The 13,471-nt window shown below is 67.2% G+C and carries 14 protein-coding genes; 9 read left to right on the top strand and 5 right to left on the bottom strand.

Features of this window, described 5'->3' with window-relative positions; translation table 11 throughout:
- Nucleotides 1–37: 37 nt before the first annotated feature.
- Both VGN68_RS13355 and VGN68_RS13350 read left to right on the top strand, forming a co-directional pair.
- On the top strand, nucleotides 38–1,069 hold the full coding sequence (locus VGN68_RS13355) for a nitrilase-related carbon-nitrogen hydrolase (RefSeq protein WP_327477364.1): 1,032 nt from the start codon (nucleotides 38–40) through the stop codon (nucleotides 1,067–1,069).
- Nucleotides 1,066–1,788: a hypothetical protein gene (locus tag VGN68_RS13350; protein WP_327477363.1), complete on the top strand. Its 723-nt coding sequence runs from the start codon at nucleotides 1,066–1,068 to the stop codon at nucleotides 1,786–1,788. The genes VGN68_RS13355 and VGN68_RS13350 overlap by 4 nt, the downstream gene beginning before the upstream one ends.
- Before the next feature lie 24 nt (nucleotides 1,789–1,812).
- On the opposite strand, the gene VGN68_RS13345 is transcribed toward VGN68_RS13350, so the two are convergent.
- Genes VGN68_RS13345 through VGN68_RS13325 form a run of 5 tightly spaced genes read right to left on the bottom strand, consistent with a single transcriptional unit; the run spans nucleotide 1,813 to nucleotide 6,704 of the window.
- On the bottom strand, nucleotides 1,813–2,835 hold the full coding sequence (locus VGN68_RS13345; RefSeq protein WP_327477362.1) for an NAD(P)-dependent alcohol dehydrogenase: 1,023 nt from the start codon (nucleotides 2,833–2,835) through the stop codon (nucleotides 1,813–1,815).
- Nucleotides 2,832–4,247: an aldehyde dehydrogenase family protein gene (locus tag VGN68_RS13340; RefSeq protein WP_327477361.1), complete on the bottom strand. Its 1,416-nt coding sequence runs from the start codon at nucleotides 4,245–4,247 to the stop codon at nucleotides 2,832–2,834. The genes VGN68_RS13345 and VGN68_RS13340 overlap by 4 nt, the downstream gene beginning before the upstream one ends.
- Nucleotides 4,244–5,158 (bottom strand): polysaccharide deacetylase family protein, encoded by a 915-nt coding sequence (locus tag VGN68_RS13335; RefSeq protein WP_327477360.1) that lies wholly within the window; start codon nucleotides 5,156–5,158, stop codon nucleotides 4,244–4,246. The genes VGN68_RS13340 and VGN68_RS13335 overlap by 4 nt, the downstream gene beginning before the upstream one ends.
- Entirely contained in the window at nucleotides 5,155–6,045 is an 891-nt protein-coding gene (locus VGN68_RS13330; protein ID WP_327477359.1) for a polysaccharide deacetylase family protein, read from the bottom strand. Before VGN68_RS13330 ends, VGN68_RS13335 begins: the two co-directional genes overlap by 4 nt.
- On the bottom strand, nucleotides 6,045–6,704 hold the full coding sequence (locus VGN68_RS13325) for an isochorismatase family protein (RefSeq protein WP_327477358.1): 660 nt from the start codon (nucleotides 6,702–6,704) through the stop codon (nucleotides 6,045–6,047). Before VGN68_RS13325 ends, VGN68_RS13330 begins: the two co-directional genes overlap by 1 nt.
- Nucleotides 6,705–6,913: 209 nt before the next feature.
- Here VGN68_RS13325 and VGN68_RS13320 point away from each other — a divergent pair, with 209 nt between their 5' ends.
- From VGN68_RS13320 to VGN68_RS13290, 7 genes are read left to right on the top strand one after another with little or no spacing between them, the layout of a single operon-like run.
- The gene (locus VGN68_RS13320; RefSeq protein ID WP_327477357.1) at nucleotides 6,914–8,170 is read left to right on the top strand and encodes an alpha/beta hydrolase; all 1,257 of its coding nucleotides are present in this window, start codon (nucleotides 6,914–6,916) and stop codon (nucleotides 8,168–8,170) included.
- Nucleotide 8,171: 1 nt separating this feature from the next.
- Complete coding sequence (locus VGN68_RS13315) at nucleotides 8,172–8,672, top strand: DUF3598 domain-containing protein (protein ID WP_327477356.1); 501 nt, start codon at nucleotides 8,172–8,174, stop codon at nucleotides 8,670–8,672.
- Between the two features lie 18 nt (nucleotides 8,673–8,690).
- Nucleotides 8,691–10,067, top strand: a complete 1,377-nt coding sequence (locus VGN68_RS13310; RefSeq protein ID WP_327477355.1) for a 3-isopropylmalate dehydratase large subunit — start codon at nucleotides 8,691–8,693, stop codon at nucleotides 10,065–10,067.
- Nucleotides 10,064–10,672: a 3-isopropylmalate dehydratase small subunit gene (gene leuD / locus VGN68_RS13305; RefSeq protein WP_327477354.1), complete on the top strand. Its 609-nt coding sequence runs from the start codon at nucleotides 10,064–10,066 to the stop codon at nucleotides 10,670–10,672. The genes VGN68_RS13310 and leuD overlap by 4 nt, the downstream gene beginning before the upstream one ends.
- Nucleotides 10,669–11,589, top strand: coding sequence for a hydroxymethylglutaryl-CoA lyase (locus tag VGN68_RS13300; protein WP_327477353.1), 921 nt, complete (start codon nucleotides 10,669–10,671; stop codon nucleotides 11,587–11,589). The genes leuD and VGN68_RS13300 overlap by 4 nt, the downstream gene beginning before the upstream one ends.
- On the top strand, nucleotides 11,586–12,785 hold the full coding sequence (locus VGN68_RS13295; RefSeq protein WP_327477352.1) for a CaiB/BaiF CoA-transferase family protein: 1,200 nt from the start codon (nucleotides 11,586–11,588) through the stop codon (nucleotides 12,783–12,785). Before VGN68_RS13300 ends, VGN68_RS13295 begins: the two co-directional genes overlap by 4 nt.
- The gene (locus tag VGN68_RS13290) at nucleotides 12,782–13,381 is read left to right on the top strand and encodes a VOC family protein (RefSeq protein ID WP_327477351.1); all 600 of its coding nucleotides are present in this window, start codon (nucleotides 12,782–12,784) and stop codon (nucleotides 13,379–13,381) included. The genes VGN68_RS13295 and VGN68_RS13290 overlap by 4 nt, the downstream gene beginning before the upstream one ends.
- Nucleotides 13,382–13,471 lie beyond the last annotated feature (90 nt).

Here is a 13,471-nt window from a genome sequence, read left to right as displayed (position 1 = left end):
AAGTTTGACAGAGATTTCGCCATACGCAGCAGCGGCCATGCAGCTCACCGCACGGTCGTTGGCGGGAATCGACGCATCGTCGGCGCGCGCCGATATATTGGCGCATATCGGCGCGCTGGAGGGCGCCATCCGCACCACCGCCATCTTTGTCGAACAATATAGCGGCCTGCCGCTACGCCTGGTGGTCCTGCCCGAATATCTCTTCACCTCCTACCCGGCTGGAGAGACGATTGAAGGCTTTGCGGCGCGCGTTGGCTTTGCCCCTGACGGACCCGAATATGACGCGCTCGGCAAACTGGCGCAGCGGCTTGGCCTATATATCGCCGGTAACGCCTATGAGACCGACCGGCATTTCCCAGGTTTTTATTTCCAAGCAAGCTTCCTGATCGCGCCCGATGGCAATGTCGCGCTGCGATACCGGCGGCTGCTGTCGATGTTTGCGCCGAGTCCGCATGACCTTTGGGAAGCCTATCTCGATCGCTACGGCCTCGACGGCGTGTTTCCCGTCGCCGACACGGCACTCGGACGGATCGCCGCCATTGCGTCCGAAGAAATTCTCTATCCCGAAATCGCCCGCGTGTTCGCCCTGCGCGGCGCGGAAATTTTTGTCCATTCGTCGAGCGAGATCGGTTCGCCACTGGCCACGCCAAAGGATATTGCGAAGCGCGCCCGCGCGTTCGAGAATATGGCCTATGTGGTGTCGGCGAACACCGCTGGGATCAGCGGCACGCCGATGCCGATCGCCTCGGCCGACGGCAACAGCCAGATCGTTGACTGGCGCGGCAAGCTGGTCGCGCAATCGCTGTCGGGCGAGACCTACACCGCGTTCGCCGAGATCGATCTGGCGGCATTGCGCGCGGCCCGGCGACGTCCGGCAATGACCAATATGCTCGCGCGCCAGCGACCGCAGATGTTTGCCGAGGCCTTTGGCGCCGCCGCAGCGGCTTTCCAGCCGCCGGGCGCGATGCTGGATGACGGCGGGATCGCCACGCCGCCGCCCCGCGACTATTTCCGTAAGGCGCAGGAAGCGGTCATCGACCGGCTGCTGCGCGCCGACATCTTGCGATGAAGCACCGCAGAGTCCGCGGCACGATCCGTTACACCTCGGTCAAGCCGGGCATGGCGGGAACGGAGCGCGGCCGCGAGTATTTTTCCTTCACCCATCATCGCGACGGATCGACGATTCTGCGCGCGCAATGCGAGATAGAAGAACCTGCGCCGACGGTCTTGCGCGACGTCATCTATCATATCGGGCCGGATATGACGCCGTTGCATTTGCATGTGCAGCTGATGCTCGACGACGCATTCCTGGGGTCGGGCTGGATGCGCCATAATGTCGCGGCGAAGACGGTCGAATGCGAGAGCTGGGCGCCGTCGACGGGACGGCGATCGGAAAGCAGGACCGTCGGCGATTTCGACGGCTTTGGTACCCATCCCGTTGTCGCCGACGCCTATGCGACGCGTCTGATGGCGGACGCCGCTGCCGGGAGCCGGCGGCAACTGCGGATGGTCCTGCCGTCCGCCGATCATCGGGGCGCCACGCCGCCAGCGATAGCCGAGGTTTTGATCGACCTGGAATATGTCGGCGTTTCGCGTCGCGAAGTTGCCGCCGGTGCCTTTGATTGTCGCCATTTTCGGTTCATCGATGACAGTAGCGAGGGCATGGGCGGGCGCACGCACCCCGCTTATGATATCTGGGTCACCGACGACGATGATGCGATTTTGGTCTATGGCGCGATCGATGGTTATATGATGAACCGATACGAACTTGTCGAACTCGTCCGTTAACGCATATTGCTATGAGGTCTTACCTCAATCCATGCGGATCAGCAGTTTGCCGAAATGCGCCGCCTCGGCAAGATAATGATAGGCATCGGGTGCTTCGCCAAAGTCAAATTCGCGCGCGATCGGCATCCGCAGCTCTTTCTCGGCCGCCAGGTCGAGTGCGTCGATGAGCATCTCGCGGCTGCCCGATGCGATGCCCTTGACAACGATATTCTTGCCGATCAGTGCGCCTTGACTGGCGCTCCCCACGTCGGTCGGATGCCCGGATTGCGCGCCCACTGTCGCGATGCGGCCTTCAACCGCGGCGGCCGCGACCGTCTGTCCCAGTGCCGAAAAACCGAGGGTATCGACGATCACATCGACGCCGCGCCCGCCAGTTGCTTCGCGCAGCGCCTCCGCCCAGTCGGGACGCCGCCGATAATTGATGATGTAATCCGCGCCCAGTTGCTGCGCCTCCGCCAGTTTGGCATCGCTGGACGACGTAATGGCTACTGCTGCACCCAGTGCCTTGGCGGCCAACAGCGTGAAGATCGCGATGCCGCCAGTACCCTGCGTCAGCACCAGCTGACCTGCTTCGGATGCGCCAAAACGCACCAAGGCGTGCCACACCGTCGCCCCCGCGACAGCAAATGTCGCGGCGGTTGCATTGTCCAGCGCATCGGGAACGCGGATGAGCGCCGATGCGGGGAGAATAATCTCCTGGGCCAGCCAGCCATCGACGGTGACCCCCAAATCGGCGGCGAAAAATTCCGGCCGATAGGGTCCGTCGTGCCAACCCACAAAATGCGGTGCGATGACGCGCCAACCGGGCTCGACCGAATCGACGCCGTCGCCGATCGCGGTGACGATCCCGACGCCATCCGAAAGCGGTACCCGGGTCGCGGGGAGGTCGCGGCCATAGTCGCCGTTCGCCACCATCAGGTCGCGATAATTGAGCCCTGCGGCCAAGACCCGCACCCGCACCTCTCTAGGTCCAGGCATCGGCGTGTCGCGCTCGCCAAGCTGCAGGTCGGTCAGGCCACGTCGCTGTCCGAGCTGCCATGCTTTCATCGCGGCTGCTCCGCAAAAGCCTCGATCGTCGCCGCGGTGCCGGTCTGGGCGATCAGCGCCTGGCGGCGGAGGAAGCGCAGCAGCCCCTCGTCGCCCATGCGCGACGGGCCGAGCCCCGACCCCTTGCGCGAATGGTTGGTCGCATCGCCGACCATCGAGGTCAGCGCGCCGTCCTGAAGGCTGATCGCGCCGGCGTCGAGCCGCGCACCGACCGCCGCCGCCTCGTCCAGCGACCCGGCATAGACCGCTGCCGACAGGCCATAATCGCCCGCATTGGCAAGTACGACCGCTGCGTCGATGTCATCGAACGGCGTCACCGGCAGTACCGGACCAAAGGTTTCCTCGCGCATCACCATCATCTCGGGCGTCACGTCGGCGAGGATCGTCGGGCGCAGCCATGCGCCGCCGCCGTGCCGCTCGACCGTGCCGCCACTCAACAGCCGCGCGCCCTTGGCCAGCGCATCAGCGATCTGCTCGGCAACCTTGTCGGCCTGCGCGGCGAAGATGAAAGGGCCGATATGGCCGCGCGCTGGATCGGGCCAAGTCAGCTCGACCGCCTCGGCGGCGCGCACCAGCTCGGCCAGGAAGGGCTCGGCGATCGCGCGCGCGACGTAAAGTCGCTCGATCGACTGGCACGCCTGGCCGGTCGCAACGATGCTGGCGCGCAGCGCGACCTGCGCCGCGGCGACGGGATCGGCCGAAGCGGTGACGATCATCGGATCCTTGCCGCCAAGCTCGAGATTGACGGGGATCAGCGCGTGCGCCGCCGCTTCGGCGACCTTGCGCCCGGTCGCGGTCGAACCCGTAAAGCACACATAGTCGACCGCCCCGATCAGCGCCTGGCCGGTGACCGGCCCGCCCATGACATAGGCGAGCGGCAGATCGGGCACTTCGGCAAGCGCGGCGCGCATCGGCTCGACGAAACGCGGCGTCACCTCCGACGGCTTCACCAGCGCCGCCGACCCGGCCATCAGCGCGGGCACAGCGTCGATATGGCTGAGGATGACGGGGAAGTTCCACGGCGCGATCGCCCCGAACAGCGGATAGGCCGACCAGCGCGACGAAATCTCGATCCCCGGCACAACCGAGGGCCGCGGCCCGGCGTCGAGCGCATCGAACAGCGCCGGCCCGCGCGCCACCCAGCCGCGCATGTTGCGGAGGCACCCGTCGATCTCGATCGCGGCGATGGTGCGCCGCCCGGTGTCGATGGCGAGCGCCGCGGTGATCGCTTCACGGTGCCGTTCGATCGCGTCGGCGAAGCGCAGCAGCACCGCCGCGCGTCCCTCGGCACCGAGTCCTTCCCAGGCCGGCTGGCGCGCGCGCAGCGCCGACGCCTGCGCGACAACGGCGGCTGGGTCGGTGGCGGCGAAGCTGTAATCCTCCTCGCCTGTGCGGGGGTTGCGCGCCTTCATGCCTGCTCCTCCCACGCCGCGACGATCGCGTCGCCGGGCGCAAACCATGCTTCCGGCCGCGCCGTGAGGTCGGCGAGCAACGCCTCGAACGCGCCGATGCGATAGGGCAGTCCCATAATATAGGGGGTGACATGGATCGGCAGCAGCCGCGCGCTGCGCTGGGTCGCCGCCTCCGACGCCAGCCAGTCAAAGGCGTCGGTCAGCGCGGTGCGCCAGCTGTCCGCCGACTGCTGCTGCACCGCGACCATCTGCCGATCCGATAGCTCGTGGTTGAGCGGCAGGTTGATGAGGCCGTTGGCAAAGCGATAGGGCAGCTCGTCGTTGACCCAGTCACAGCAGTAGGAGAGCCCCGCCGCGCGCAGCAGATCGGGGGTACGAAAGCTTTGCGAGCGCGCGATCGACAGCCAGCCCTTCGGCGTCACCCCGGCGGCGGCAAGCCGCGCCAACGTGTCGGCGATCAACGCCCGCTCGGCCGCTTCGTCCAGCGAGCCGTCGATCGTGCCGTTCATGTCGGTCGAGTGGGCAATCACCTCATGCCCACCGTCGATCACTGCCGCGAGCAGTTCGGGATAGCGTTCGGCAATAGCCGCGTTGACGGCAAAGCTCGCCCGCACCCCCGCCGCCGCCAATGCGTCAAGGAAGCGCCACGCGCCGACGCGGTTGCCATAATCGCGCGCGGTATAGTGGCGATAGTCGGGATAGGCGGTCTGCATATGCCCCGGCGCGCGAAACGGCGCATCGGCGGGCTGGATCGGGAACCATTCCAGGCTGACGCAAATCCACACCGCGACGCCGCGGTCGCCGGGCCAGCGGATCGGCGCGCGCCGATGAATGTTCGACCAGGCATAAAGGTCGTGATCATAGCCATGGCCGCGGCGCGGATAATGGAGATAGGCGGGATCGAGCGTCATTGCGGCGGCGCCTGCTGCGCGCGCCACGCATCGACGATGTCGCCGGCGCGCGCGATCCACGCGCGGCCGTCGGCGGCGATATGCTTCAGCGCAGCGTCGAACGCGCCGATGCGGTGCGGCTGGCCGATCAGATAGCCATGGAGCGGAATGCACATAACCGTCCCCGACGCCGCGCCCTCGGCCGCCAGCCGTTCATATTGGCGGACCAGCGCGTCGGCATAGTCGCGGCCAGACATGTTGTAGACGAAGAAGCCATAATGGTCGTTGACCTCGAGGCTGTAGGGGATTGACGCGAGCTGGCCGCGCGCCACCTTCACCTCCTGCACCTGATCGTCATGATAGAGGTCGCAGGTATAATCGAGACCATAGTCGGCGATCAGGTCGAGGGTGCGGACGGTGTGGGTCAGCGCGGGCGCCAGCCAGCCGCGGATTGTCTGCCCCGTCGCCTCGCGCACCGTGCGGATCGAATCCTCAATGATCGCCCGCTCCTGTTCCTCCGACATATTGTAGGCATAGCGAGTGTTATAGATGCCGTGGCTGAAGAATTCCCAGCCGCGGGCGTTGGCGTCGGCCACGACTTCGGGATGGTGCTGGCACAGCGCCACCGACAGGCTGACCGATCCCGGAAAGCCGTGCTTTGTCATCACATCGGCCATCCGCCAGTGGCTGACGCGGTTCGAATGGTCGCGGTGGGCAAAGCCGACGACGTCGGGCGCGGGCCGCGCCCACGCCTTGCGCTGAGGGTGCGGCGGCGGGTCGATCTCATAATATTCCAAGTTCGGCGCGACCCACACCGCCACTGTCTTGCCCCCCGGCCAACGCACTGGTGTGCGCCCGCGATAGGGGTGATAATCATACAGCCCCGGATCGGTGGCACCCGGCTGCATCAGCGCGCCTCCAGCCAGTCGATCACCGCCTGCACCGGCTCGACGTCGGCATATTTGAGCTGGAGGTCGGTGAGGTTGGCGAAATGATAGCTGGCATGTTTGTCGGCGCAGGTTTCGATGGGGACGATGGCGCGATAGCCATGGCTCAGCGCATCGACCGCGGTCGCGCGGACGCAGCCCGAGGTGCTGCCGCCCGTCACCACCACCGTATCGACCTTGTGCCAGGTCAGATAGCTGGCGAGCGGCGTTTCGAAAAAGGCCGACGGCATTCGCTTGGTATAGGTCAGATCATCGGCGTCGATGTCACAGCGCGGGTCGAACGCATGGCGGTCGCTGTCATATTTGATATTCTGCAGGCTGTCCTCGGTGTCGGTGCGGGTGCCCCACACCCCCGCGTCGCCGGCGTCGGCCTTGTACGCGACGCGGCTCCAGATCACCGGCATGCCGCGCGTCCGGGCCAGCCGACTGATGATGTTGATGTAATCGATCTGGCGCGGGTCGGTTTCATAGGCGGTGCGGAACAGGTCGGTGCGGGTATAGGCCTGCTGGACATCGACGTTGACGATCGCGAGCCTGGTCCCGAAGCCGAATTTGCGGCGCGCGGGGTTGGCCATCACCTCGTCGAAAATCTCGCGCGCGGTGCGGCCGTCATCGATCATCTTCGTTCCCAGCATCGGCCGCCATCTCCCCAAAAATCGGTGTCGCGGCCGCCGCGCCGGCGGAGCAACAAAAATCGCTTGCCGAATTAAATTTGTCCGGACAAATTATGCAAGTGATTTCTCGCCACGCCCTGACGATTCCCGCTACGCCCGGGACACCGGCCCGCACGGTACACTACCGCCGCTGCGGCCGCGGCCCAGCGCTACTCATGGTACATCAAAGCCCGCGAAGCTCGGCCGAATATGAGCCGCTGATGCGCCGCTGGGGCGAACATTTCACCTGCATCGCGCCCGACACGCCGGGCTTCGGGCAGTCGGACCCACTGCCCGGGGCGCCCGAGATTGGCGATTTCGCCGACGCGCTCGGCGCCTTCGTCGATGCGATCGGCGTCGGCCGGTGCGCCGCCTATGGCTTTCATTCGGGTGGCATTATCCTGATGGCGCTGCTCAAGCGGCAGCCGGCGCGCTTTTCGGCGGTCGCGATCGGCGGCTATGCGATCTGGACCGCGGACGAGATGCGGCTGTTCGGCGAGCACTATCTGCCCGAATTTCACCCGGCCCCCTATGGCGAGCATCTGGCCTGGTTGTGGAACCGGATCCTTGAGCAGAGCTGGTTCTTTCCATGGTTCGACGTCCGCGATGCGGCGCGCCTGTCGGTCGCGCACGCCGATGTGGGCCGTGTGCAGCAGGCGGTGATGGAGATGCTCGACGCCGGTAACGCCTATCGCGCCGGCTATGGCGCGGTGCTGCGCGCCCCGCGCGACATTCCGGATCCTGACGCGCCCTGCCCACCAACGCTGATCACCGCTTACGACGGCGATCCGCTCCAAGCGCATATTGCGCGGCTTGGCGCACTGCCCCCGCATTGGCAGGCGCACGCAGTCGCGACGTCGCAGCAGCATCAGAACGAAAGTCTGGCGTTTCTGGCCGCGCGAGCGGGCGATGCGCCCTGCCCGCCGCTCGCCGAGGATGACGGCGAGGGCTGGGTCGCGGTCGGCGACACGCTTCTCCACTGGCGCGGCGCGCGCGGCGCCGATGCGCTGCACCTGCACGCCCCCGGCGCCGAACTCACCAATCCGGCGCCCGGCGGGCTGGCGATCGACGCGCCGGGCCACGGGCTGTCGGACCGCGCCGCCGATCCGTGCGCCGCGGTCGAAGATGCGGCGCGGGCGCTGGGCGCGGGAACGATCGCCTGGCCCGCGCCGCCCCCGGGTGACGCGGCCCTGCTTTATCCGGACCTCACTCCCGACCGTTTCGGCGGCCATCTTCTACGTGCGTGGAGCGCGGCCCGGGCGGAGGCGCTGTTCGCGCCCTGGTATGCGGCGGACAAGGTCCATGCGATCGCCGTCGACGCCGCCGCGATCGCCCCCGCCGCGATCGCGCGGCGCGCCCGCGCCCGCCTGCGCGCCGGCGATAGCGCCGCGGCGTGGCACCACCTATTGACCGAAATGGACCAAGGAGAGTGAGATGACCGATATCCGCACCGCGATGCCGCTGCTCGCCCGACACGAGGGCGTGTGGGACGGCACCTACAGCTATTTCAACGCCGCCAATGAAAAGGTGGACGAACATTCCAGCCGGCTGCTGTGCCGCTTTCCCGACGATGGTCCGCACCCCTATCACCAGACCAACCATTACACCTGGCCCGACGGACGTACCGAAGTACGCGATTTTCCCGCCGATTATCGCGACGGCCGGGTGTGGTGGGACAATGAGCTCATCAAGGGCTGGGCGGCCGAAGTACCGCTCGACGAGTATAACCGCACGGTGATGCTCTACTGGCAGCGCCAGGGCGATCCCTCGCTCTATCTTTACGAGATGATCCAGCTTGCCGATGACGGGCAGAGCCGGTGCCGCACCTGGCATTGGATCCGCAGTGGCCTGCTGGAGACGCGTACCGCGATCCAAGAGCGACTTGTCACGCGCGACTGGCGCGCGGTCGAGGCCGACATGGTCGCTTCGGCCTGACCGGAGAAGCGCAGAATCATGCCGCAGACGCTGTTCGACAAGATCTGGGCCGCGCACCATGTCGCCGATACGGCGGCGGGCGCGGCGCTGATCGCGATCGACCGCGTTTTTCTGCACGAACGCACCGGCGCCGCGGCGCTGCGCTCGCTCGCCGAGCGCGGGCGCCGCGTGCATGATCCCGCACGCGTCTTTGCGGTGATGGACCATATCGTCGATACGCGCCCCGGGCGCGGTGACAGCACGCTGATGCCGGGCGGCGAAGCTTTCATCACCGAAACGCGCGCCGCGACGCGGGCGGCGGGGATTACGCTGTTCGACGTCAACGACCGCGACCAGGGTATCGTCCACGTCATCTCGCCCGAACTCGGCATCGTCCTGCCCGGCGTGACGCTGGTCGCGCCCGACAGTCACACCTGTACGCAGGGCGCGTTCGGAGCGCTCGCGTGGGGCATCGGCTCGTCCGAAGCCGAACATGCGATGGCAACGGGGACATTGCGGCTGAAACGGCCGCAAACGATGCGCGTCACCTTCACCGGCCGCCTCGCACCGGGGGTAACGGCCAAGGATATGGCGCTGGCGCTGATCGCCGCGCATGACGCCGGTGGCGGCGCCGGCCATGCCGTCGAATTCGCCGGTTCGGCGGTGCGCGAGCTCGACATGGAAGCGCGTATGACGCTGTGCAACATGGCGACCGAGTTTTCTGCGATGACCGCGCTAATTGCACCCGATGTGCAGACCTTTGCATGGCTTGCCGGGCGCCGTTACGCGCCCGCCGCGTTCGATGACCCTTATTGGGCGACCCTGCGCAGCGACGAAGGCGCGGTGTTCGACCGCGAGTTGGCGATCGACGCCGCCACCATCGCGCCGATGGTCAGTTGGGGGACAAGCCCCGAGCAGTCGGTGGCCATCGACGCCGCTGTACCCCAGGGTCCGGCGCGCGCGCACGACTATATCGGCCTTGCGCCGGGGCAGCGCATCGCTGGGACGCCGATCGACGCGGCGTTCATCGGCAGCTGCACCAACGGCCGCCTCTCCGACCTCCGCCGCGCCGCCGCGCTGCTGAAGGGGCGCCGGATCGCGCCGTCGGTGCGCAAGGCGCTGGTCGTCCCCGGCTCCGCCGCGGTGCGCCGCGCCGCCGAAGCCGAGGGACTCGACCGCATCTTCACCGACGCCGGTTTCGAATGGCGGCTGAGCGGCTGCTCGCTCTGTTTCTATGCCGGCGGCGAGGGTTTCGCGCCGGGCAGTCGGACGGTGAGCACCACCAACCGCAATTTCGAAGGCCGCCAGGGTCCGGGCATTCGCACCCATATCGCGAGTCCCGAAACCGTGGCGGCGAGCGCGATCGCGGGGGCGATCGCCGACCCGCGCGCGCTCGCGGCGGAGGCGGCGGCATGACCCCCGTGACGACAATCACCAGCCCCGGCGTCCCGCTGATCCGCGACAATATCGACACCGACACGATCATCCCCAGCCGCGAGATGCGCTCGACCGGGCGCACCGGCCTGGCCGCCGGTCTGTTCGCGCCGTGGCGCTACACCGACGCCGACCGGCGGATCGGCGATGCGACCTTCGTGCTCAACCACCGCGACGCGATCGGCACGCGCCTGCTGCTTGGCGGACGGAATTTCGGCTGCGGGTCGAGCCGCGAACATGCGGTGTGGGCGCTGCGCGAATATGGCATCGAATGCATCATCGCAGCGAGCTTTGCCCCGATCTTTGAGGGCAATTGCATCCGCAACGGGCTGCTCCCCGTCACCCTGCCGCTCGACGTGGTGCGATCGCTGGCCTGGGCGATGGTGACAATCGACCTGCCGGCGCAGGAGGTGCGCGCTTCCGGCCGCACGCACCGCTTCGCCATCGATGCCGAGGCGAAGGCTATGCTCGCTGGCGGGCTCGACGCGATCGATCTGACTTTGACCCAGGCGGACGCTATCGCGGCGTGGACGGCAGCCGACCGCGCGGCGCGGCCCTGGGTTTATCCGGAGCCTGCATCATCATGACCCGCATCCTGATCTCCGAAGTTGGTCCGCGCGACGGGCTCCAGTCGATCGACCGCGTGATGCCGCTCGCGGCCAAAAAGGCGTGGATCGCCGCCGAGGCCGCAGCGGGGGTGCGGGAGATCGAGGTCGGCAGCTTCGTCCCGCCTTCGCTGCTGCCGCAGATGGCCGACACCGCCGAACTGGTCGCCTTTGCGCGTACCATTGCCGGGCTGAACGTTGTCGCGCTCGTCCCCAACGCCAAGGGCGCGGCGCGCGCCGCCGAGGCAGGCGCACATGGCATCAGCATCCCTTTTTCGATGAGCGAGACGCATTCGATCAAGAATGTGCGCAAGGACCACCGCGCGATGCTCGCCGAAATCGCCGCAGTGGCGGAGATCGCGCAGGGCGCCGGAATGCATTTCGCGGTCGGCATGTCGACGGCCTTCGGCTGCACAATGGAGGGGGCGGTGCCGGAGGACCGCGTCGTTCGCCTCGCCGAGGCGGCGGTGGCGGCAGGAGCGGCCGAGCTTTCACTCTCTGATACGGCGGGCTATGCCGATCCGGCACAAGTGCGGCGGCTGGTGCGGGGGGTGCGCGCCGCAGTGGGTGCGGAGCGGATGACGACGCTCCACCTCCACAACACCCGCGGGCTCGGCCTCGCCAATGTTGTCGCGGGCCTTGAGGAAGGGATCACCACCTTCGACGCCTCGCTCGGCGGGCTGGGCGGCTGTCCGTTCGCTCCCGGCGCATCGGGCAATCTCGTGACCGAGGATCTGGTGCTGATGCTCAACGCCATGGGGCTCGACACCGGCGTCGATCTCGACAAGCTGCTCGCGGTGCGCGCCATCCTCGCCGAAGCACTGCCCGGCGAGCCGCTCTATGGTTTCACTCCCGATGCGGGGCCGATGCTCGACTATTCCGAAAGGCTGCATGCATGAGCGATCCCGAAGACAGCGGTGCGCCCACCCCGCTCGCCCGCATCCGCGTCGTCGAATTCACGCATATGGTGATGGGGCCGACGGTCGGCCATGTGCTCGCCGGGCTGGGGGCCGAGGTGGTGCGGATCGAACCGATCGGCGGCGACCGGACGCGGCGGCTGCTGGGGTCGGGCGCGGGCTATTTCCCGATGTATAATCGCGGCAAGCGGTCGATCTGTCTGGAACTGAAAAGCGCGGAGGGGATCGGGGTTGCCCGCGACCTGATCGCCGGCGCCGATGTGCTGGTCGAAAATTTCCGTCCCGGCGCGCTCGACCGGCTGGGGCTCGGTTATGACGCGCTGGCGGCGGACAATCCGCGCCTGATCTATTGCTCGGAAAAGGGGTTCCTCCCGGGCCCCTATGAGCAGCGCACGGCGCTCGACGAGGTCGCGCAGATGATGGGCGGGCTTGCCTATATGACCGGGCCGCCGGGACGCCCGCTGCGCGCGGGGGCGAGCGTGATCGACGTGACCGGCGGCCTGTTCGGAGTGATCGGCATCCTCGCCGCGCTGGAGGAGCGCCACCGCACCGGGCGCGGGCAGAAGATCGTCGCCAGCCTGTTCGAAACCACCGCCTATCTGGTCGGCCAGCATATGGCGCAGTTCGCGGTCACCGGCAAAGCGGCGGCACCGATGCCCGCGCGCGTGTCGGCCTGGGCGATCTATGACGTGTTCGAAACGCGCGACGATCCGGTGTTCATCGGCGTTGTCACCGATGCACTGTGGGAGAAATTCTGCGCGCTGTTCGGGCTCGACGCGCTGTGGGCCGACGAAAGTCTGCGCGAAAACAACCAGCGCGTGCTGGCGCGCGAGCGCATCCTGCCCGTTATTCGCGAGCTGATCGCGGGCATGACGCGCGCCGAAGTGATCGCGCGGCTTGATGGCACCGGCCTGCCCTTCGCGCCGATCGGTCGGCCCGAGGATCTGTTCGACGATCCGCACTTGGCCGCGGGCGGGATGGAGCCGGTCGAGCTCGACAATGGGACGCTGACCAACCTGCCCGCAATCCCGATCGAAATGGCGGGGCGGCGGCCGGGGCAGCGCCAGAAGCTGCCGATGCCCGGCGCCGACAATGCGGCCGTGCTCGCTGCGCTCGGCTATTCTACCCAGCATATCGAATCGCTGCTGCAAAGCGGCGCCGTAGGAGGACCGGAATGACACGACTGACGATTTTGGCAGCGGCGATGCTGCTGGCGGGATGCGCCGCGGCGCAGGAGCGCCCGGCCACGACCGCGCAGCCTGCGCAGCCCGCCGCACCCGGCGTCGACGTACCCGCGACCGCGCTGCCCACCGATGTGCGGCGCACGACGCTGATCGTCCGCGACATCGAAAATTCGCTGCGCCTCTATCGCGACGTCATCGGGCTACAGGTCAATTACGATACCGTCGTCACCACCTCCGGAGTCGCGCTGCCCGCGGGCGAGCCGGGGGCGAAGGCACGGCTGATCCTGCTGAATAGCAACGACCCATGGGTCGGCTGGGTCGGGCTGATGCAGTGGCTGGACCCGAAAATCCCCGATCCCGGCCCCTATCCGCTGCGGATGAAGCAAGGCGGCGTGGTGATGGTGATGAACACCGAAGATGTCGATGGCCGCTGTGCGGCGGCGGCCAAGCTGCCCGGCATCACCATGACCGCCCCGCCGCGGCTGCAGGTCTATCCAGGGCGCAACGGCGGCCCCGACATTCGCGTGCGCGGGTGCAATTTCTTCGACCCCGACGGCATCCTGATCGAGATGAACCAGATTCTGAAATAGTGGGGATTGATGCGGAGCCTCACACCCTGCTCCCTTCACCCTGAGCGTATCGAAGTCTGTCCTGAGCGCCTGCAAAGCAGTCGAAAGGGG

The organism is Sphingopyxis sp., assembly GCF_035998965.1.
Lineage (GTDB): Bacteria > Pseudomonadota > Alphaproteobacteria > Sphingomonadales > Sphingomonadaceae > Sphingopyxis.
The sequence above is the reverse complement of the archived record's forward strand: the minus strand, read 5'-3'. Positions and strand labels throughout refer to the sequence as shown.